Below are 20360 nucleotides of genomic sequence, written 5' to 3'. Positions count from 1 at the left end.
TCCCGGGTTCCTCCGAGTCCTCCCCGAGGGGCGGATGCCGCGGGCCGGCGTCGCTCAGGACCCGACGGCGCCGGCGGGAGCGGGGGCGACGGCCGCGATCGCGGAGATCGGCAGCGTCCGCTCGATGTCGGACTTCCGGTCCCGCGCGCGGAGGCGGCCGTTCGCGACGCTCGCCGGGGCGAGCAGGTAGTCGGCCGTCTCGCCGCCCGGCATCCGCACGGTGACCGTGAGCGTCTCCTTCGCCCGGGCGGCGGCCTCGAGCTGCCGCGAGAGCCACGCGAGTTCGGTGCCGCCCTCGGCATCGGCCTCGTCGAGCCGGTCGAGCATCGCCTCGAGCGGATCGGTGCGCGGCGCGGGCGCGGGCGCGTGCCCGACGTGGTGGCGTCGGAGCCGCACGATGCGGCCGTCGGCGTCCTCCGCGGCGACCGGGTAGCGCGCGTCGCTGAGGCCCCAGAAGACCACGTCCGGGGTGAAGCGCGAGAGCAGGCGGGTCGGGCCGTCCGGTCGCAGGCCGAGCGAGGAGAGGCTCTGGTCGACGAGCAGGGTCGAGATGAGCTGGGCGTCGTCGGAACGCACGTACGACCGAGCCGGCCCCTCGGTGGCCGCCGCCTCGCCCACGCGCACCGCGCCGAAGCGGGCCGCGGATTCGCCGAGCAAGTACGCGAGCGGCTGCGGGATGCCCGTGAGCGAGATCCGTTCGAGGAAGACGCGGATCTCGTCCTCGCTCTCGCCGGCCGCGAGCGCCCGGTTCACGGATGCCGCGGTGACGCGGTAGCTCGACGCGAGGTCGCGCCCCTCGACCTCGGCGAACACGCGCAGCCGGGCGTCGAGCGAGGGCTCGAGCGGCCCGGGGGAGACGATCGTCAGGTCGTGCTGCACGTAGACCTTGTCGACCTGCTGCGGGAAGTGGCGTGCGAGGCGTGCGGCGGCGGCGTCGAGGTCGCCGCCGAGCACGAGGGCGGCGGTCTCGAGCGGCTCGCCGCCGACCGCGAGCCCGAGCGCCTCGGCGTCCTCGAGCAGCCGCGCCATGCCGTCGGTGAGCCAGGCCCCGCCGCCCGGGTAGTACCAGGCGACGTCGTCGCGGATCGACGTGGCGGTCAGCGCCTCGCTGCGCTGGACGACGAGATCGCGCAGCGGGCCGGGGATGCGCTCGCGCCAGGCCTCGGCGAGGCGCGACCACCGCGGCGCCGTGCCGAGCATGATCCAGGACGCCCCGGCGTCGGACTCGAGCCAGACCGGGCCGTCGCGCACGATCAGGCCGGTCTCGACGGCGCGCCGCACCAGCCGGGGGAAGTCGTCGAGCTCGACGCCGGTGGCCTCGGCGAGCCGCTTCGCGTCGGGCAGCGCGAACCCGCCCTTGGCGAGCTCGCGCGCGGGCTGCACCGCGAGGCCGGACAGCAGCTCCGCCGTCGCGGCGACGGTCGCGTACGCGGTCTCGGCGGCGCGGCGCTCGAGCAGGCCGTGGTCGGCGCGATCCCGGGGGAGGGCGACGGGCGGGGCGTGCGCGGCGAGGGCCTCGAGGTCGGGGAGGTCGTCGCCGAGTCGCGCGTGCAGCCGGGCGGCGACCTCGCCGGGGACGTGGACCCGATCGCCGTCCGGCAGGAGGAGCAGCACGGACTCGAGGCGCTCGAACTGCGTCTCGGCGTCGTCGGCGAGCCCGTCGGCGCCGAGGCGCCGCAGCTCGGCCGACACCTCGGCGCGCTCCGCCCAGCCGGCGTCGTCGGAGGACGCCGCCGCGGCGCCGAGGACGACGAGCGCGGGCCGTTCGAGTCGCTCGACGGCGTGGTCGACGGAGTCCGTGGCGGTCAGCGCCTCCGCGAGGTCGAAGAGGTCGTGCACGCTCGCGTGGTCGAGCTCGCGCGCGGCCAGTGCGGCCGCGAGCCGCTCGCGCGGAATCGCGCGGAGCCTCGCGGCGAGCACCAGCATGGCCGTCAGTCCGTGCCCTGCTTGGATTCCCGCGAGCGGCGGAGGCCGTTGACGATGAGCAGTGCCACGAGCAGCAGGAAGCCGATCGGCAGCCCGATCAGGGGCAGCACGAGGACGACCGGCCAGATGCCCCGGCTGAACCCGTCGTCGGCGCCGACGCCGGCGAGGGTTCCGATCATGACGGCGAAGAAGGCGATGATCGAGAGCCCGACCGTCGCGGCGACCATGTAGGCGAGGATGCGCTCGACGCGATGGCCGGTGATCGGGTCCTGGTTGCTCACGCTCCCCAGAATAGGCCCAGCGGCCGTCTCGGGGGGATGCCGGACCGTAGACTTGGACCCGACGTGCCGGCGTTCCCGGTACGCCCACCACGAATGCGGGAGATCCATCGATGCCCACCGGCAAGGTCAAGTTCTACGACGAGGAGAAGGGGTTCGGCTTCATCAGCGGCGATGACGGCCAGGAGGTCTTCCTCCACGCCTCGGCGCTTCCCGCCGGTGCGACCGTGCGGTCGGGCACCCGGCTCGAGTTCGGCATCGCCCAGGGCAAGCGCGGCGCGCAGGCGCTCTCGGTGCGCGTGCTCGACGCGCCCCCGAGCCTCGCCCGCATGCACCGCAAGCCCGCCGACGACATGGCGGTCATCGTCGAGGACCTGGTGAAGGTGCTCGACGGCATCGGTGCGAACCTCAAGCGCGGCCGGTACCCGGACAACGCCCACAGCCGGAAGATCGCGGCACTGCTGCGCAGGGTGGCGGACGAGCTGGATGCCTGACACCGACCTCCCCGAGGGCGAGACGGCGGCGACCGTCGAGTCCGGGCACGACACGACCGGGTCGGCCGCCGCCGAGCCCGAGTCGCCGGAACCGATCACCGAGGCGGCCCCGGCCGAGCCCGCCGTCGCCGACGAGGTGCTGCTCGCCGCCGTCGACCTCGCGCGCGGGGCGCTCCTCGAGGTGACGGCGGCGCAGACCGTCGGCTCCGTCATCGGTCACGCCGTCGACGGCGAGCGCGTGCTCTCGCTCCACTTCGCGGCCGACCTGGCGGGCTACCCGGGCTGGCACTGGTCGGTCACGCTCGCCCGCGTCGAGGACGGGGAGCCCACCGTGCTCGAGACCGAGCTCATGCCCGGCGAGCGCGCGCTCCTGGCGCCCGAGTGGGTGCCCTGGTCGGAGCGCCTCGCGGACTACCGGGCGGCGCAGGCCGCGGCCGCCGCGGCCGAGGGCGAGTCGGACGAGGACGCCGAGGGCGACGACGCCGACGAGTCGGGGGAGGAGTTCGGCGACGACGACACCGGCGACGACGCCTTCGACGGCATCGACATCGACGCGATCGGCGCCGACGACGAGGGCGACGCCGACGACGTGGATGCGGACGCCGACGATGACGGCGAGTCCGACGACGGCGGGGACGAGGGCGACGCCGACGACGTGGATGCGGACGCCGACGACGCCGACGGCGCGGACGCCGACGACGCGGACGCCAACGACGACGGCGACGCGGGTGCCGAGCCGGAGGACGCGGCTCGCGCGGACGGATCCGCCGGGGACTGACCCTGCCGGGTCAGTCGCGGTCCGGCCGCGCGCGGCGTCGGCGCAGCTGCACGACGACGAGTCCGACGATCCCGAGCCCGACGCCGATCGCGGCCGCGGTGATGAACCACGCGATGCCCGCCTCCGCGAGGGGCTCGCGGAACGCGAGCGCCAGGCCGAGCGCCACGATCCAGCCGGCGGTGCCGGCGAGCAGCGCCTTGCGCGCGTCCGCCCGCACCGGCTCGGGATCGGGGCGTCGCTCGGACTCGGAGAGCCACAGCCGCATGGCCGTCACCCTATCCGTTCTGCGCGAGCACCCAGTCGAGCGACGCGGTCAGCGCCCGCACGTCGTCGGGCTCGATCGCGGTGAAGGTCGCGACGCGCAGCTGGTTCCGCCCGAGCTTGCGGTAGGGCTCGGTGTCGACGATGCCGTTCGCACGCAGCGTCTTCGCGAGCGCCGCGGCATCCGTCGCCTCGTCGAAGTCGATCGTGACGACGACCTGCGACCGGTGGTCGGGGTCGGTGACGAAGGGCGTCGCCTGCGGGGTCGCGGCCGCCCAGTCGTAGAGGATGCCCGACGACTCGCGGGTGCGCGCGTCGGCCCATGCGAGGCCGCCGGAGGCGTTCATCCAGTCGAGCTGGCTCTCGAGGAGCAGGAGCGTCGCCAGCGCCGGGGTGTTCAGCGTCTGGTCGAGGCGCGAGTTGTCGACCGCGTTCTTCAGCGACAGGAAGTCTGGGATGTAGCGGCCGGACGCGGCGACGCGCTCGACGCGCTCGATCGCGGCCGGCGACATGATCGCGAACCACAGCCCGCCGTCGGAGGCGAAGTTCTTCTGGGGCGCGAAGTAGAGGACGTCGAACTCGGCCGGATCGGCCGCCGCGCCGCCCGCGGCGCTCGTCGCGTCGACCACGGTCAGGGCGCCGTCGTCGCCGTGCGCCCGTCGCACCGGCGCCTGGACGCCCGTCGAGGTCTCGTTCTGCGGCCATCCGTACACGTCGACGCCCTCGACGGCCTCGGCCTCGACGCGGCTGCCGGGCTCGGCGCGGCGCACGTCGGGCGCCTCGAGCCACGGTGCGGCGGCCGCCTTGGCGAACTTCGCGCCGAACTCGCCGAAGGAGCAGAGCTGCGCGCGCCGCTCGATCAGGCCGAAGGCCGCGGCATCCCAGAACGCGGTCGAGCCGCCGTTGCCGAGGACGACCTCGTAGCCCTCGGGGAGCGAGTAGAGGTCGGCGATGCCGCGACGCACGCGGCCGACGAGCTGCTTCACGGGCGCCTGCCGGTGCGAGGTGCCGAGCAGGCTCGGGCCGACCTCGGCGAGGTGCGCGAGCTGCTCGGGCCGCACCTTCGAGGGGCCGCAGCCGAAGCGGCCGTCGGCGGGCAGGAGCGACGAGGGGATCACGAGCTCAGGCATGGTCCGATCTTAGGCGGGGGCCGATCGCCATGGCGGCGGATGACGCCGGCTCCGCCGTGCACCGCGTCCACCGCGCGGGCGCCGGGGGCGTGTCGGTCGCGGACAGTAGTCTTGTCTGATGCACGACGCGCCTGCCGGCCGAGGAGGAGTGAGTTGACCGACCTCATCGACACGACCGAGATGTACCTGCGCACCATCCTCGACCTCGAGGAGGAGGGCATCGTCCCGCTGCGCGCCCGCATCTCGGAGCGTCTCGGCCACTCCGGCCCGACGGTCTCCCAGACGGTGGCCCGCATGGAGCGCGACGGCCTGGTGGTCGTCTCCGACGACCGTCACCTCGAGCTCACGGCCGACGGCCGCGAGAAGGCCGTGCACGTCATGCGCAAGCACCGGCTCGCCGAGCGCCTGCTCGCCGACGTGATCGGACTCGACTGGGAGTACGTGCACGACGAGGCATGCCGTTGGGAGCACGTGATGAGCGAGCACGTCGAGCGCCGGCTCATCGAGATCCTCGGGCACCCGACGCACTCGCCGTACGGCAACCCGATCCCCGGCCTCGAGGAGCTCGGGGTCGAGCCCGCCGCGCCGTTCATGCAGGGGGTGCGCAACGTGCTCACCGCGCTCGACGAGGGCGACGGCAGCGCCGAGGGCGTCATCCGCCGGCTCGCCGAGCCGGCGCAGTTCGAGCCCGAGCTGCTGGCCCGCTTCAAGGCCTCCGGCGTCCTCCCCGGCGCCCGGGTCTCGCTGCGCCGCGACGGGCGCACGGTGACGGTGTCGGTCGAGGGCCGCGCCGACGACCTCGAGCTCCCGGCCGAGCTCGCGGGGCACCTCTTCATCGGAGACTGACCGGCGCACCTCGCGCGACGTCGGCGTTCCGTCGCCCGGCGGACGATTCCGGTGGTCGCGAGGTCGTGGAACGGCCGTCTCCGCCGCGCCGTGATCGAAATGTGACAATCGACGACCGCTCGCGTATCCTCGATCGAGTCCGCCGGCGACAAGCCAGCCGGAGGAACAGGGTCGGGACGCTTCCATGCTCACCGCTCGGCCCTCGATACCCGTGACGCGCCGAACGGCGCACAGGTGAGGCGGTGCTCCGGCATCGTGGGGCGGAGGACACGTTTTGGCTCGATTCCCCCGGCGCCGTTCCAGCGCACTCACTTCCCCCAAGCCCCGGACCCGGACCGCCGTCGTGCGACGTGAGGCTCCCGCCGCCCCCGCGGCCGCGACGCCCGCCGAGACGACCGCCGCCCGGTCCCAGAAGGACTCCCTCGGTCGCCGCCTGCGCCGCGGCGGCGCGAAGAACGTCATGGTGATGTCGGTGGCCGCGGGCCTCGTCGGCACCCTCGCCATCCCCGCCTACGCGTTCGCGCCCGGCACCGACGGCATCCAGTTCGGCGCCACCGCCGAGACGCAGCTCACCAAGGCCGCCCCGCAGGACGTCGAGGTCGCCGAGGACGTCATCGCGGCCCCGCTCTCCGAGGACAGCTACGACGCGGTCTCCGGCGAGGAGATCCGCGCCGCCGAGGAGGCCGCGCGAGCGGCCGCCGAGGCCGAGGCCGCCCGCCAGGCCGCCGCCGAGGAGATGGCCTCGTACGCCGCCGCCGCGAGCGAGTACACGCCGGCCGCCGTCTACGGCTCCGCCGACCCCGCGAGCGTCTTCGCGGTCGCGCAGCAGTACCTCGGCGTCCCCTACGTCTACGGCGGCGCCACGCCGGCCGGCTTCGACTGCTCGGGCCTCGTGCAGTACGTCTACGCGCAGTTCGGCATCAGCCTCCCGCACTCGTCGTCCGCGCAGGGCGCCGCGGGCACGCAGATCTCCCTCTCGGAGGCCGTCCCCGGCGACCTCGTCGTCATGAGCGGCCACATCGGCTTCTACGCCGGCAACGGCATGATCCTGCACGCGCCGTACGAGGGCACGGTCGTCCGGACCCAGCCGATCTGGACCAGCGACTACTGGATCGTGCGCATCTGACGTGTGAACACCGTGTGAAGCGTGTCTCGAATGGCGTGCCGGGAGGACCCGGCACGCCATTCGTGTCGTAGCCTTGACCCTGACGATCCGAATACCGGGTAGGGGAAGTCCGATGGTCGGTCCGCGCAACAGCACCCATTCCACGGGTGTGCGCGCGCGCCAAGACCACGGCCGCAGCAGTCAGCCGAGTCTCGACTGCGCCGGGATGCCGACGGGCACTGTCTTCACGACGGTGCCCGTTTCGCGTCTCCGGGGCGTGTCCGCCGTCCCCGCGGCATCCGGGTCGTCCTTCCCTTCACGCGGCTGGAAGCCATCCAGCACCGATCGAAAGGCACCCCATGCGCACCCTCGTGCTGAACGCCGGATATGAGCCCCTCGCCGTCGTCTCCTTCAAGCGCGCCCTGCTGCTCGTCATGAACGAGAAGGCGACCGTCATCCTGCACGACGAGGACAATCCGGTGCACGGCACGACCGGCGACTGGGTCCGCCCGAGCGTCATCCTGCTGACGAGGTACGTGCGGACGCCGCGGGTGCACCACGTCCCGGTGAGTCGTCGCGGCGTGCTCCGACGCGACGAGCACCGCTGCGCCTACTGCGGCAAGTCGGCGGCGACGATCGACCACGTGCTGCCGCGATCGCGCGGCGGACGCGACACGTGGGAGAACCTCGTCGCGTGCTGCCTCCGCTGCAACAACGCCAAGGGCGACCACACTCCGGCAGAGATGGGCTGGACGCTGCGGATCACGCCGCGCATGCCGCACGGCCGTGGCTGGGTGGTCCGCGGATTCGAGCGGCCGCTGCCGCAGTGGAGCGACTTCCTGGAGCGGGCGGCATAGTGACGACGCGCCGCCGCGGCGCATCGTGACAACCGCTCGCGCGGTGCCTTAGGGTGGAACGCGTCCGGAGCACCCCCGGCTCCGACCGACACCCGCACCACCCCCAGCGTGCAGGCCTCCTCGGAGCCTGCGCGGCCCCCCGGAGGTTCACGACCCTTGCACGGTGACGACGCGTACGGCCAGCCCCCGAGCCTGCGGCCGCGGCGCCGGTCGGCGCTGCCCGCGGACGGCTCGCCGGTCCGGCCCGAGCCGCCCCTCGGTCCGTCGACGCCGTCGAGCCGGGCGGATGCCGCGGCCGGCGGTGCGGCGGACGGTGTCGGCCGTCGAGCCGATCGGGCACGTCCTGCCGACGCGTACGGCGTCCGCGACCGGGGCTCGCTCCGCGATCCGGCCGCTCGCGATGCCGGCGCGTTCCCGGAGCGATCGACGCCGTCGTGGGAGCGGACCTCCGCTGAACGGGCCGAGCGGCGACCCGCCATGCCCTCTCCGGAGCGTCGCGAGCGACCCGCGGACCGGAGGACCGGGGCCGACCGGCCCGAGCGTGCCGGGTGGCCCGAACGGCCGGCCCGGTCCGAGCGCCCCGGCCGGGAGCCGTTCGATCGTCCCGAGCGTCCGGCCCGGTCCGAGCGGCCTGCGTGGCCCGAGCGGCCCGCGTGGCCCGAGCGACCCGACGCGCTCCGTTCCGACCCGCGCCGCTCCGAACCGGTCCGTTCCGACGCGCGCCGCTCCGACCCGCGTGAGGACGTGCGCGCCGGCGACGGCCGCGCCGGCGGGCTCGATCGCGCGGCCCTGCGATCCACCGGCGCCGACCGCTCCGACGACGACCGTCCGACCGCGTCCGAGCCCTCGCGCCCGCTCGATCGGTGGTCGTCGCGCGGACGCCCGTCGTCCGCGAACCCGTCCGGTCGGACGGAGGCCCCGGCCCCGACGCAGCGCGCCGGGCGGCGCGCCGACGCGGACCCGTCGGCCCGGCGCGCGCTCGCCGCGCCGTCGACCGGGGCCGCCCCGTCGGCATCGGCCGGCCCCGCGGCATCCGTCGTCGTCCCCGCGGCCGCCGACCCCGTCGCGATCCCCTCGGCCGTCGTGCCGGAGCGCGGCTCCACGAGTTCGATCGCTGCGGCCGAGGCTGCGGCGACCGCTCCCGCGCCGCCGACGCGCCGCTCGGGCGCGCGCGCCCGACGGGATCGCCCGCAGTCGACCTCGCCGGGCGCCGCGCCCTCGAAGACGGGTCCCGTCGCCCGGCGGAACGGTCCGGCCCGGGTCGCCGCGACGGTGCTGCTCGTTCCGGCGCTCATCGGCACCGTGGCGCTGCCCGCCTACGCCTTCCTGCCGGGTGGGCACCTGCCAGGCGGCACGCCGACGAAGTTCAGCCTCTCGATCGCCGAGGCGCAGGGCCTCGAGGTCTCGGAGCACGCCAGCGGCGCGCCGGTCTCGAGCGACAGCTTCTCGGTCACCACCAAGGAGGAGATCGACGCGGCGGCGGCCGAGGCCGAGCGCGCCGCATGGGAGGCCGAGCTCGCGTCGCGCGGCACCGGCGAGTACGCGATCGTCACGCAGCAGGCCGAGGGCGACGACTACCCGTGGTGGTACGAGACGCCGGACGACTACGGCGGCGGCCTCTCACCGCTGCGCTACTACTACCGCGAGTGCGTCGACTTCGTCGCGTGGCGGCTCAACCGCGACGCCGGGGTCACGGGCGCGCCGTGGAAGTGGGACTGGGGCAACCTCGCCTCCGGCAGCGCCTGGATGTGGGCCGACGCGTGGCAGTCCAAGGGCTGGCCGACGAGCGGCGAGCCCGTCGTCGGTGCCGTGGCGTGGTTCCCGTACAACCACGTCGCCTACGTGCAGTCGGTCAACGGCGACGGCACGGTGACGATCGAGGAGTACAACTGGAACTCCGACCACTCGTACCACGTTCGCACCATCCCGGTCGGCGAGGCGCTCTACCTGTACCCGCCCGCGTGATCGCCGGCGTGATCCGCGCCGCCTGAGCGACATCATGGCGAAACGACGTCGCGAAGTTGGACGTTCCGGACAATGACCTCGCACGGTCGGCCTCGATAGCCTGAGTCGTCCCCGACCCAGAGAAACAAGGTGACCGCGATGACGCAGCCCTCAGACGACAACCGGTTCGACGAGAACGGGTTCGTCGACGAGCTCGCCCCGTCGACGTCCGCCATCGTGGTCCTCGGCTACAACTGAGCCCGGACGGCCCACCCCGGGTGGCCGGGGGGTCGTGGCGCGCCCGCTAGACTCGACCGGTCAGCCTCTGTAGCTCAATGGAAGAGCAGCTCCGTCCTAAGGAGAGGGTTGGGGGTTCGAGTCCCTCCAGGGGCACCTGAGACGGCGAATCGCCCGTCCGTCGCGTGAGGCCCGTGCCTCGGCCTCGACCGGGGTCCCCGCCCCGAGCGAGCTTCCGCCGGGGCGGAAGCAATGCGGTTTGTGAGGCTTCCTCCCGCATTCCTAGGCTCGTGGCGAGCCGCGAGGTCGCGGTTCGTGACGCGACACGGAGCCGAGGATGCCTGCCGAGCCACAGCGAACGGGGACAGGGACCCCTGCCGTGCGCCGGCTCGCCGTCTTCGTCTCCGACGGCACCGGGATCACCGCCGAGACGCTCGGCAACGCACTGCTGGTGAACTTCCCCGCGATCTCGTTCGAGCGGTACGCCTTCCCCTTCGTCGACACGGCCGAGGAGGCCGAACTCGTCGTGAGGGAGATCCGCGACGCGGCCGACTCGGGTGCCCTGCCGATCATGTTCACGACGGTCAAGGCGCCCGCCGTGCGGGCCGTCCTCGACGGCGCGCCCGCGATGATCCTCGACCTCCTGAGCGGCCCGCTCACGGAGCTGGAGCGCGCGCTGGGCACGACCGCCTCCGAGCAGCTCGGCCAGTACCACGGCGTCGGGGACATGGAACGGTACTTCGCGCGGATGCGCGCCGTCGAGTACGCGCTCGAGCACGACGACGGCCAGAGCCTGCGCGGCCTCGACGCCGCCGACGTCGTGCTCGTCGCACCGTCGCGGTGCGGCAAGACGCCGACGACGATGTACCTCGCGCTCCGCTACGGACTGCGCGTCGCGAACTACCCGCTCACCGATGACGACTACCACGGCGAGTCGCTGCCGGCGGCCGTCGCGCCGCACCGCGAGCGGTGCTTCGGGCTGACGACCAACGCGCGACGCCTGAGCCAGGTGCGCCACGAGCGCCGACCCGACTCGCGCTACGCGAGCCTCGAGCAGTGCACGTACGAACTGCGCCGCGCGGAGGAGCTCTACCACCGGTTCGACGTCCCGTTCCTCAACTCGGCGAACAAGTCCGTCGAGGAGATGTCGGTCGTCATCCTCCGGTGGCTGCAGGAGCGCGACGCGTCGCGGCGAGACCAGAGAGAGGGGACGCCGTCGGGCGTCCGCAGCAAAGGAGCACGGACATGACGAACATCGCATGGTTCCAGGACCTGGGACTGAAGGACATCGACCAGGTCGGCGGCAAGAACGCCTCGCTGGGGGAGATGGTCAGCAACCTCTCGCACCTCGGCGTCGACGTGCCCGGCGGCTTCGCGACGACGGCCGACGCGTACCGGTCGTTCCTCGAGTCGGGGGGACTGTACGAGCGGATCCGGCGCGCCGCGGAGTCGATCGACGTCGAGGACGTGGCCCAGCTGGCGCGAACGGGCGCCGAGATCCGCGGCTGGATCGAGCGGCAGCCGTTCCCGCCGGACCTCGACCGCGACCTGAGGGACGCGTACCGGACCCTGAGCCGGGGCAATGCCGACCCGGACGAGGTCTCGTGGGCGGTGCGGTCGAGCGCGACCGCCGAGGACCTGCCCGACGCGTCGTTCGCGGGCCAGCAGGAGACGTACCTGAACATCCACGGCGTCGAGAACGTCCTCGCGGCGGTCCGGGCCGTGTTCGCCTCCCTCTACAACGACCGGGCGATCGCGTACCGCGTCCACCACGGCTTCGAGCACCACGACGTCGCGCTCTCCGCGGGCGTGCAGCGGATGGTGCGCTCGGACGTGGGCTCGTCCGGGGTGATGTTCACCGTCGACACGGAGTCCGGATTCGCGAACACCGTGCTCGTGACGTCGTCGTGGGGCCTCGGCGAGGCCGTCGTGCAGGGCGCCGTGAACCCCGACGAGTTCAGCGTCTACAAGCCGGCGCTCCGCGCCGGGCGCCCGTCGATCCTCCGCCGTTCCGTCGGCGACAAGACGGTGAAGATGGTCTACGCCTCCGGGCGCGGCGTCGGCACGAGCACGGTCTTCACCGACGTGCCGCCCGAGGACCGCATCCGCCTGAGCCTCACCGACGAGGAGGTCGTCGAGCTCGCCCGCCAGGCGCTCGTCATCGAGGACCACTACGGACGGGCGATGGACATCGAGTGGGGCAAGGACGGCGTCGACGGCAAGCTCTACATCCTGCAGGCCCGCCCTGAGACGGTGGTGTCGCGCGTCGAGGCCGGCGTGGTCAGCCGCTGGGTGCTGAACGGCCGCGGGCCGGTCGTGACCCAGGGCAGCGCGATCGGCAACCGGATCGGGGCGGGCCCTGCCCGCGTCATCGAGTCGGTGGACTCGATGGAGGACTTCCGCGAGGGCGAGGTGCTCGTCGCCGACATGACCGACCCCGACTGGGAGCCGATCATGAAGCGCGCCTCGGCGATCGTCACCAACCGCGGCGGGCGCACCTGCCATGCGGCGATCATCGCCCGCGAGCTCGGCGTGCCCGCCGTCGTCGGGACCGGGGACGCGACCCGCGTCCTCGTCGACGGACGCGAGGTCACGGTCTCGTGCGCCGAGGGCGATGCGGGCATCATCTACGACGGCATCCTCGACTTCCGCGAGGAGCGCTCGCAGCTCGCGGACATGCCCGAGATCCCGACGAAGATCATGATGAACGTCGGCACGCCCGCGCAGGCGTTCTCGTTCGCGCAGCTGCCGAACCACGGCGTCGGGCTCGCGCGCCTCGAGTTCATCATCAACCGGCAGGTCGGCATCCACCCGCGCGCGCTGCTGGAGTACGACGCGCTCAGCCCCGCGCTGCGGGCGCAGATCGCGCCGCGCATCGCGGCGTACCCGAGTCCGCGCGAGTACTTCGTCAGCCGGGTCACGGAGGGCGTGTCGACGATCGCGGCGGCCTTCGCCCCCGAGCGGGTGATCGTGCGGATGAGCGACTTCAAGTCGAACGAGTACGCCAACCTCATCGGCGGACCGCAGTACGAGCCGGAGGAGGAGAACCCGATGCTCGGCTATCGCGGCGCCTCGCGGTACGTCTCGCCGGAGTTCCGCGAGTGCTTCGAGATGGAGTGCGAGGCGATGAAGCGCGTGCGCGACGACATGGGGCTCGTCAACGTCGCGCTGATGATCCCCTTCGTGCGCACGGTCGACGAGGCACGGGCCGTGATCGAGCTCCTCGCCGAGAACGGCCTGCGCCGCGGCGAGAACGGGCTCGAGGTCATGATGATGTGCGAGCTGCCCTCCAACGCCCTCCTGGCGGACGAGTTCCTCGAGTACTTCGACGGCTTCTCGATCGGGTCGAACGACATGACCCAGCTCACCCTCGGCCTCGACCGTGACTCGGGCCTGGTCTCCTCGCTCTTCGACGAGCGCGACCCCGCCGTCCGGCGGATGCTCACGCTGGCGATCGAGGCGTGCCGGCGCAACGGCAAGTACGTGGGCATCTGCGGCCAGGGTCCGAGCGACCACCCGGACCTCGCCGAGTGGCTGCTCGACGAGGGCATCGGGTCGATGTCGCTGAATCCCGACACCGTGGTGGACACGTGGCTGCGCTTGGCCGGATCCCACCCGCAGCCCGCGTAGGCGTCGGGCGGATGGCCGTCGTCGCGTCGCGGGACGTCGCCGGGCGTCGCACGGGTTCACGCGCCCGCTCCGGATGGGTAGCGTGATGCGCGTGAGCACGCCGATCGATCCCACCACCACGCCCGCCTGGTCCGAACTCGGGACCCTCCGCGAGTCGTTCTCGCCCGACCTCCGGGGCTGGTTCGCCGCCGACCCCGCGCGTGTCGAGCGGATGAGCCTCGCGCTCGCCGACCTCCACGTCGACCTCTCGAAGAACCTCGTGACCGGCGAGGTGCTCGCCGCGCTCGTGCGCCTCGCGGAGCAGGTCGGCGTCGCCGACCGGTTCGCCGCGATGCTCGCCGGCGAGCACATCAACACGACGGAGGACCGTGCCGTGCTGCACACGGCGCTGCGGCGGCCCGCCGGGGCGAGGCCCGAGCTCGTCGTCGACGGGCAGGACGTCGACCACGACGTGCACGAGGTGCTCGACCGGCTCGGCGCGTTCGCCGACCGCGTCCGATCCGGGGACTGGCTCGGCGTGACCGGCAAGCGGGTGACCGATGTCGTGAACATCGGCATCGGCGGATCCGACCTGGGCCCGGTCATGGTCTCCGAGGCGCTGAAGCCGTACGCCGACGCCGGCATCCGCGCGCACTTCGTCTCGAACATCGACCCGACCGACCTCGCGCAGACCACCGCCGGACTCGACCCCGAGACGACGCTGTTCATCGTCGCGTCGAAGACCTTCACGACGCTCGAGACGCTGACGAACGCGCGGCTCGCCCGCGACTGGCTGTGGGACGGCCTCGAGGGCGCCGGCGCCATCGGCGGGGACGAGGCATCCCGCACCGACGCCGTCGCGCACCACTTCGTCGCCGTCTCGACGGCCCTCGACAAGGTGGCGGCCTTCGGCATCGACCCCCGGAACGCCTTCGGGTTCTGGGACTGGGTCGGCGGGCGCTACTCGGTCGACTCCGCGATCGGGCTCTCGCTCGCGATCGAGCTCGGCCCGGACGTCTTCCGAGACCTGCTGGCCGGCTTCCACGCGGTCGACGAGCACGTGCGCTCGACCCCGCTGGAGCGCAACGTCCCCGTGCTGATGGGCCTGCTCAACGTCTGGTACACGAACTTCCTCGGCGCGCAGTCGCACGCGGTGCTGCCGTACGCGCAGCAGCTGCATCGCTTCCCGGCGTACCTGCAGCAGCTGACGATGGAGTCCAACGGCAAGTCCGTCCGGTGGGACGGCACGCCGGTCGCGACCGACACGGGCGAGGTGTTCTGGGGCGAGCCGGGCACGAACGGGCAGCATGCGTTCTACCAGCTCATCCACCAGGGCACGCGGCTGATCCCGGCCGACTTCATCGCCGTCGCGAACCCGGCCTACCCGCTCAGCGACGACGGCCGCGACGTGCACGGCCTCTTCCTCGCGAACTTCCTCGCGCAGACGAAGGCGCTCGCGTTCGGCAAGACCGCCGAGGAGGTCGAGGCCGAGGGCACCACCGGAGCCCTCGTCGCCGCCCGCACGTTCCCCGGCAACCGGCCGACGACGTCGATCTTCGCGCCCGCGCTGACCCCGTCGGTGCTGGGCCAGCTCATCGCGCTCTACGAGCACATCACCTTCACGCAGGGCGTCGTCTGGGGCATCAACTCGTTCGACCAGTGGGGCGTCGAACTCGGCAAGCAGCTCGCGCTGCAGATCGCGCCCGCCCTGGAGGGCGACGCCGATGCGCTCGCCGCGCAGGACGCCTCGACCCGGGCACTGCTCGAGTACTACCGCGCGCAGCGCACCGACTGAGCGGGCGCCGGAGACGGACGGGCGCGGGCCGGATCGGCCCGTGCCCGTCCGACCTGCGGCTCAGCCGCGCATCCGCATCGTGCCCAGGCGCCGTGCGGTGTCGTCCACCGCATCGGCGAAACTCCCGTAGCGCCGCGTGACGCCGGGTCGCGGGCGCATCCACAGCATCTCGTACCCGTCGGCCACCTCGTGGAGGTAGCCGAGGATGCGGCTGGCGCCGCCGCCCTCCCTGCGGTCGGAGACGCGCCAGGTCGTCTGGCTGATCGGCTCCACGTCCAGTGCGTCGCTGATCGTCGCGCCGCGGTACGTCATCGTCGTCCTCCCTCGGCTCGGGATCTCGTTCCCCTCCTCGGTACCCGAACCCGGATCGGGCCGACAGGGCCTTGACAAGCCCCTGTCCCCAGCGGGCCCCGCCGGGATACGGTAGGGGGGTCGTGGGTCCGATGCCCGGAGGTGGATGTGGGGAAGCTGACGTACGACTCGACCCTCGGCGTCGACTTCGACGATCGCGTGCTGGCGCACCTGCAGCTCGTGATCGGCGCGAAGCTGCGTCGCGGCGAGTCCTTCTACTTCAGTTGGCGGGACGATCCGTCGATCGGCAACGGGCGGAGCACCCTGTGGATCCACCCGCGGATCTCGCTCGTCTTCAAGTACGCCGGGGGCCGCCAGCCCTCGATCAACCGCACGTGGGTGGACGCGCTGATGGCCACCGCGAACTCGCCGGGCGGGCTCGTGCTCGTGCCCGAACCCGAGACGCGGGGTGCCGAGGCCAATGGGGGGCACGAATCGTGAAGCGCGTGAACATCCTCTACGACGGCGTCCACTACTCCGTCGGCGAGGCCGACCTCGAGGCGATCAAGCAGGCCATCGAGCAGGCCCACGAGCGGGGCGTCGCCGACTGGATCACGGTGAACTTCGGCGAGGGGCGGCCGCAGCCGGCCCAACTGCTCGTCGGCCGCGGGATCCCGATCAGCATCGTGCCGATCCCCTCCGACGATCCCGCGGAGCAGGACGACGACGAGGCCGAGGTGCGGGCGACCGACGTCGGCGGCGTCGACTCGCCCGACGACCTCAGCGGCTGAAGGCCCGGCCGCACCGGCTGGGCGCCGCGCGGCTCAGCGGAAGCGGGGCCACTCGAGATCGTCGGTGTGATCGGCCACGACCGCGGACGGGTCTGCGATCGGGCGGATGTCCGAGAGGGCGCCGGTGGCGCTGCGCAGTCGACCGACGAGCTCCTCGTCCTCGAGCTCCGCGCCGTGGTCGTTTGAGACGGGCTCGGTCACGAGTTGGCTCGCCGGTCCGATGAGCAGGTGCGCACGCGCGGTGGACCCGTCGTCGAGCCGGACGGGGATGTCGACGGATGCCGCGGACTGCCGCGTCGCGAGCGCCGCGGCGTAGTCGACGATCGCGTCCGCGATCGCGGTGCCCGTCAGCAGCACGCCTCCGGCGTAGTGGATCCGCTCCATGGCGCTGGCCTCCCCATCCTTCTCGAGTCGGTGCGACGGCGTCTGCGCGGACGTCGTCGGGTCGTCAGATCCAGTCCACGGCGTGCACCCAGCCCGCGAGGTACGCGCGCTCGTTGGGTCCGAGCCGGACCCCGGAGCGCGGGACGGGACGTGGGACGAGCTCGCACAGCTCGAAGATGCGGCGCACGACGACCGGCCGGAGCGGCGAGGTGGGGTGCTCCAGGATCTCGAGCTGCAGCGACGTCTCGAGCATCGGCCACCAGACGCCGATGCTGGGCAGCGCCGGCGCCTCCGGCTCGGGCGGATCGATGACGGCGCTCATTGCGCGCGCTCCTCGGTGATCCGCCCGCGCTCGTCCTGCACGGCGACGCGCTCGCCGGCATCCGCATCCTCCTCCGCCCGGGCGCGGCGCTCGACCTCGTCGACCGCCGCGTCCAGGATCCGGTCCTCGTCGCCCGGTTCGTCCCCGCTGCGTTCGTCGCGTGGCTCGGACATGGCATCCCCCGATCGTCGGCGGCAGCGCACCCCCATGCACTGCGACCGATATCGAGGGTACGTCGCCGCGCGCGCCGGCGCAGTCCCTTGACCGACCCTGCGGCCGGTGCTACCCGGGCATCCCGGCGTGCGGTCGTGCGCGTGTCGGGGGACCGGAGCATGATGGTCGGATGGACCTGCCGGTGATGCCGCCCGTCAAGCCGATGCTCGCGAAGTCGGTGAAGCAGATCCCCGACGTCGGCCACGTCGAGCCGAAGTGGGACGGCTTCCGCACGATCGTCTTCCGTGACGGCGACGAGGTCGAGCTCGGCAGCCGCAACGAGCGGCCGATGACGCGGTACTTCCCCGAGCTCGTGGAGGCCCTCCGGGCGAACCTGCCCGAGCGGTGCGTGGTCGACGGCGAGATCGTGCTCGTGCGCGACGGCCGGCTCGACTTCGATGCGCTCCAGCAGCGAATCCACCCCGCGGCGAGCCGCGTGCGGCTGCTGGCCGAGCAGACGCCCGTCTCCTTCGTCGCGTTCGACCTGCTCGCCCAGGGCGACGAGGACCTCACCGACCGCCCGTTCGCCGAGCGCCGAGCGCGTCTCGTCGCCGCGCTCGCCGCGGCATCCGACCCGGTCTTCGTCACGCCCGCGACCGCGGACCGGGCCGAGGCCGAGGACTGGTTCGCGCGGTTCGAGGGCGCCGGGCTCGACGGCGTCGTGGCGAAGCCGCTCGAGGGCACCTACCAGCCCGACAAGCGCACGATGTTCAAGGTGAAGCACGAGCGCACGGCGGACTGCGTGGTCGCCGGGTACCGGTGGCACAAGACCGGCGGGATCGTCGGGTCCCTGCTGCTCGGGCTGTACGGCGATGACGGGAGGCTGCACCACGTGGGGGTGGCGGCGTCCTTCCCCATGGCGAAGCGCCGCGAGCTCGTCGACACGCTCGCGCCGTACGTCGAGGAGGACCTCTCGCGGCATCCGTGGGGCGAGTGGGCCGACCAGGAGGCGCATCGCTCCGGGCGGATGCCGGGCGCCGTCAGTCGCTGGAGCGCGGGCAAGGACCTCTCGTTCGTGCCGCTCCGGCCGGAACTCGTGGTCGAGGTCGCCTACGACCACATGGAGGGCGACCGGTTCCGGCACACCGCCCAGTTCCGGCGATGGCGCACCGACCGCACGCCCGAGAGCTGCACCTACGAGCAGCTCGAGGCGCCGGAGGGGCTCGACCTCGCCGAGATCCTGCCGGTGCGCGGCTGAGCCCGCGGGAGCGCCGGTCGCGGCGCTTCCGGGTCGCGACCGGCGTTCAGAGCACGGTGCGCTGTCCGGCGGAGCCGGCGGTGTGGTGCTCGAACACGAGGTTCGTCTCGGTGAGCGCGACCGCGGGATTGGCGGAGAGGTTCTTCAGGACGAACTGCCGCACGTGCTCGCTGTCGCGCACGCGCACGTGGATCAGGAAGTCCTCGCTGCCGCCGAGGAAGAACAGCTGCGCGACCTCGGGCTCGCGCCGCAGTTCGTCGGAGATCTGCTCCATGAGGTGCCGGGCGCCGGGTCGGATCCGCACCGAGATGAGCGCCTGGAGCGTGTAGCCGAGCATGGCCGGGTTGATCTCGGCCGTGTAGCGCGTGATCACGCCGCGCTCGCGGAGCGAGCGCACGCGGGCGAGGCAGGTCGACGGCGACACGCCCACCTCGCGGGCGAGGTCGACGTTCGGGATGCGCGCGTTCTCGTGCAGGAGGGCGATGATCCGGCGGTCGATGTCGTCGAGGGTCACCCGCACCGGTTCGCTGAACTGCGGCAGATCGGTCATGGGGGCGCTCCTCTACGAACATTCGAGACGGATGCCGAGAGTCTATCGAACATCATGCGGATCCTCTTCACAACAGACGAACAAGCGGCGAGCATGGAGGTACACATCCACACAGCATTCGGAGCGATACCCATGCACGTCGGCGTGCCCGCTGAGGTCAAGAACAACGAATTCCGCGTCGCCATGACGCCGGCGGGAGCGAACGCGCTCTCGCTGCGCGGCCACCGCGTCGACATCCAGGCCGGTGCCGGCGAGGGCGCCGGCTACCACGACGAGGAGTACCGCGCCGCCGGCGCGAACATCGTCGCCACCGCGGCCGAGGCGTGGGCCGCCGAGCTGGTGCTCAAGGTCAAGGAGCCGATCGAGCAGGAGTACGGGTTCCTGCGCGACGACCTCACGCTCTTCACGTACCTCCACCTCGCCGCGGACCTGCCGCTCACCCGCGCCATCCTCGACTCCGGCGTGACCGCGATCGCCTACGAGACCGTCCAGCTCGCCGATCGCTCGCTGCCGCTGCTCACGCCCATGAGCGAGGTCGCCGGCCGGCTGGCCCCGCAGGTCGGCGCCGCCTCGCTGCACGCCTCGAAGGGCGGCCGCGGCGTCCTGCTGGGCGGCGTACCCGGCACGGCCCCGGCCAAGGTCCTCGTCGTGGGCGGCGGCGTCGCCGGCGAGCAGGCCGCGGCCACCGCGCTCGGCATGGGCGCCGACGTCACGGTCATGGACATCTCGCTGCCGAAGCTCCGCGAGCTCGACGCGCGCTACGAGCACCGCATCAAGACGCTCGCCTCGTCGCCCTACGAGGTCGCGCGCCAGGTGCGCGAGGCCGACCTCGTCATCGGTGCGGTCCTCGTGCCGGGCGCTGCGGCCCCGAAGGTCGTGACCGACGAGATGGTCTCCACCATGAAGCGCGGCGCCGTGCTCGTCGACATCGCGATCGACCAGGGCGGCTGCTTCGAGGGCTCGACCGCGACCACGCACGCCGAGCCCACGTACGAGGTGCACGACGCCATCTACTACTGCGTCGCGAACATGCCCGGCGCGGTCCCCGCGACCTCGACGCCGGCGCTCACCAATGCGACGCTGCCGTACGCGCTGAAGATCGCCGACCTGGGCTGGGAGGCCGCCCTCGCCGCCGACCCCGCGCTCGCCAAGGGCCTGAACGCCACCGCAGGCAAGCTGACCAACGAGGGGGTCGCCAAGGCCCACGGGCTGGAGCTGTCCTCCCTCGTCTGACGCCGGGGTGCCCGACCAGGCGCTCCGTGAGCACACGACGGCCGCCGTCCGAGATGGACGGCGGCCGTCGTGGCGTTCCGGGCCGGGCCGCGCGGGGCGCGCCGCTCGCCGTGCGGAG

General features: G+C 72.9%; 22 protein-coding genes and 1 tRNA gene. 14 read left to right on the top strand and 9 right to left on the bottom strand.

Annotated features, from left to right (window positions below; translation table 11 throughout):
- Positions 1–54: 54 nt before the first annotated feature.
- Together ABD230_RS18420 and ABD230_RS18415 are read right to left on the bottom strand one after the other, a co-directional pair.
- Positions 55–1926 carry a helicase-associated domain-containing protein gene (locus ABD230_RS18420; protein WP_344378591.1) on the bottom strand — a complete coding sequence of 624 codons (1872 nt, stop codon included), beginning with the start codon at positions 1924–1926 and terminating at the stop codon, positions 55–57.
- 5 nt (positions 1927–1931) lie between these two features.
- Positions 1932–2207, bottom strand: a complete 276-nt coding sequence (locus ABD230_RS18415) for a hypothetical protein (RefSeq protein ID WP_344378588.1) — start codon at positions 2205–2207, stop codon at positions 1932–1934.
- Positions 2208–2317: 110 nt separating this feature from the next.
- Between ABD230_RS18415 and ABD230_RS18410 the strand changes: the two genes are divergently transcribed.
- Both ABD230_RS18410 and ABD230_RS18405 read left to right on the top strand, forming a co-directional pair.
- On the top strand, positions 2318–2698 hold the full coding sequence (locus ABD230_RS18410) for a cold-shock protein (RefSeq protein ID WP_344378584.1): 381 nt from the start codon (positions 2318–2320) through the stop codon (positions 2696–2698).
- Positions 2691–3476 (top strand): DUF3027 domain-containing protein, encoded by a 786-nt coding sequence (locus ABD230_RS18405; RefSeq protein WP_344378580.1) that lies wholly within the window; start codon positions 2691–2693, stop codon positions 3474–3476. The genes ABD230_RS18410 and ABD230_RS18405 overlap by 8 nt, the downstream gene beginning before the upstream one ends.
- 10 nt (positions 3477–3486) lie before the next feature.
- Here ABD230_RS18405 and ABD230_RS18400 read toward each other — a convergent pair whose 3' ends face one another.
- Together ABD230_RS18400 and serC are read right to left on the bottom strand one after the other, a co-directional pair.
- Entirely contained in the window at positions 3487–3741 is a 255-nt protein-coding gene (locus tag ABD230_RS18400; protein WP_344378577.1) for a DUF2530 domain-containing protein, read from the bottom strand.
- Positions 3742–3751: 10 nt separating this feature from the next.
- Positions 3752–4867, bottom strand: coding sequence for a phosphoserine transaminase (gene serC, locus ABD230_RS18395; protein WP_344378574.1), 1116 nt, complete (start codon positions 4865–4867; stop codon positions 3752–3754).
- 153 nt (positions 4868–5020) lie between these two features.
- Between serC and ABD230_RS18390 the strand changes: the two genes are divergently transcribed.
- The 8 genes from ABD230_RS18390 (at position 5021) to pgi (ending at position 15260) form a co-directional block, all read left to right on the top strand.
- Positions 5021–5713: an iron-dependent transcriptional repressor DtxR gene (locus ABD230_RS18390; protein ID WP_344378571.1), complete on the top strand. Its 693-nt coding sequence runs from the start codon at positions 5021–5023 to the stop codon at positions 5711–5713.
- A gap of 343 nt (positions 5714–6056) precedes the next feature.
- A complete protein-coding gene (locus ABD230_RS18385; protein WP_344378554.1) occupies positions 6057–6839 on the top strand; it encodes a C40 family peptidase in 783 nt (260 codons plus the stop codon).
- Between the two features lie 338 nt (positions 6840–7177).
- On the top strand, positions 7178–7675 hold the full coding sequence (locus ABD230_RS18380; protein WP_344378548.1) for an HNH endonuclease: 498 nt from the start codon (positions 7178–7180) through the stop codon (positions 7673–7675).
- 744 nt (positions 7676–8419) lie between these two features.
- Positions 8420–9640: a CHAP domain-containing protein gene (locus ABD230_RS18375; protein WP_344378542.1), complete on the top strand. Its 1221-nt coding sequence runs from the start codon at positions 8420–8422 to the stop codon at positions 9638–9640.
- Between the two features lie 300 nt (positions 9641–9940).
- Positions 9941–10012: transfer RNA gene (locus ABD230_RS18370), tRNA-Arg, on the top strand.
- Positions 10013–10235: 223 nt separating this feature from the next.
- Complete coding sequence (locus ABD230_RS18365; protein WP_344378534.1) at positions 10236–11105, top strand: pyruvate, water dikinase regulatory protein; 870 nt, start codon at positions 10236–10238, stop codon at positions 11103–11105.
- A complete protein-coding gene (ppsA, locus tag ABD230_RS18360) occupies positions 11102–13486 on the top strand; it encodes a phosphoenolpyruvate synthase (protein WP_344378532.1) in 2385 nt (794 codons plus the stop codon). The genes ABD230_RS18365 and ppsA overlap by 4 nt, the downstream gene beginning before the upstream one ends.
- Positions 13487–13571: 85 nt before the next feature.
- Positions 13572–15260: a glucose-6-phosphate isomerase gene (gene pgi / locus ABD230_RS18355; RefSeq protein WP_344378521.1), complete on the top strand. Its 1689-nt coding sequence runs from the start codon at positions 13572–13574 to the stop codon at positions 15258–15260.
- Positions 15261–15320: 60 nt separating this feature from the next.
- On the opposite strand, the gene ABD230_RS18350 is transcribed toward pgi, so the two are convergent.
- Entirely contained in the window at positions 15321–15572 is a 252-nt protein-coding gene (locus tag ABD230_RS18350) for a hypothetical protein (protein WP_344378515.1), read from the bottom strand.
- A gap of 147 nt (positions 15573–15719) precedes the next feature.
- Here ABD230_RS18350 and ABD230_RS18345 point away from each other — a divergent pair, with 147 nt between their 5' ends.
- Positions 15720–16052: a DUF7882 family protein gene (locus ABD230_RS18345; protein WP_344378513.1), complete on the top strand. Its 333-nt coding sequence runs from the start codon at positions 15720–15722 to the stop codon at positions 16050–16052.
- A gap of 5 nt (positions 16053–16057) precedes the next feature.
- On the top strand, positions 16058–16342 hold the full coding sequence (locus ABD230_RS18340) for a hypothetical protein (protein ID WP_344378501.1): 285 nt from the start codon (positions 16058–16060) through the stop codon (positions 16340–16342).
- 33 nt (positions 16343–16375) lie between these two features.
- Here ABD230_RS18340 and ABD230_RS18335 read toward each other — a convergent pair whose 3' ends face one another.
- From ABD230_RS18335 to ABD230_RS18325, 3 genes are all read right to left on the bottom strand, one after another.
- Positions 16376–16726 carry a hypothetical protein gene (locus ABD230_RS18335; RefSeq protein ID WP_344378499.1) on the bottom strand — a complete coding sequence of 117 codons (351 nt, stop codon included), beginning with the start codon at positions 16724–16726 and terminating at the stop codon, positions 16376–16378.
- 64 nt (positions 16727–16790) lie between these two features.
- Positions 16791–17048 carry a hypothetical protein gene (locus ABD230_RS18330; RefSeq protein WP_344378497.1) on the bottom strand — a complete coding sequence of 86 codons (258 nt, stop codon included), beginning with the start codon at positions 17046–17048 and terminating at the stop codon, positions 16791–16793.
- Positions 17045–17221 (bottom strand): hypothetical protein, encoded by a 177-nt coding sequence (locus ABD230_RS18325; RefSeq protein WP_344378491.1) that lies wholly within the window; start codon positions 17219–17221, stop codon positions 17045–17047. The genes ABD230_RS18330 and ABD230_RS18325 overlap by 4 nt, the downstream gene beginning before the upstream one ends.
- 170 nt (positions 17222–17391) lie before the next feature.
- Here ABD230_RS18325 and ABD230_RS18320 point away from each other — a divergent pair, with 170 nt between their 5' ends.
- Positions 17392–18459 (top strand): ATP-dependent DNA ligase, encoded by a 1068-nt coding sequence (locus tag ABD230_RS18320; protein WP_344378485.1) that lies wholly within the window; start codon positions 17392–17394, stop codon positions 18457–18459.
- 46 nt (positions 18460–18505) lie between these two features.
- On the opposite strand, the gene ABD230_RS18315 is transcribed toward ABD230_RS18320, so the two are convergent.
- Positions 18506–19009 carry an Lrp/AsnC family transcriptional regulator gene (locus tag ABD230_RS18315; protein WP_344378482.1) on the bottom strand — a complete coding sequence of 168 codons (504 nt, stop codon included), beginning with the start codon at positions 19007–19009 and terminating at the stop codon, positions 18506–18508.
- 132 nt (positions 19010–19141) lie between these two features.
- On the opposite strand from ABD230_RS18315, the gene ald reads away from it, so the two are divergent.
- Positions 19142–20242, top strand: coding sequence for an alanine dehydrogenase (gene ald / locus ABD230_RS18310; protein WP_344378469.1), 1101 nt, complete (start codon positions 19142–19144; stop codon positions 20240–20242).
- Positions 20243–20360 lie beyond the last annotated feature (118 nt).

This window comes from Agromyces tropicus, from assembly GCF_039531345.1.
Classification (GTDB): Bacteria; Actinomycetota; Actinomycetes; order Actinomycetales; family Microbacteriaceae; genus Agromyces; species Agromyces tropicus.
The sequence above is the reverse complement of the archived record's forward strand: the minus strand, read 5'-3'. Positions and strand labels throughout refer to the sequence as shown.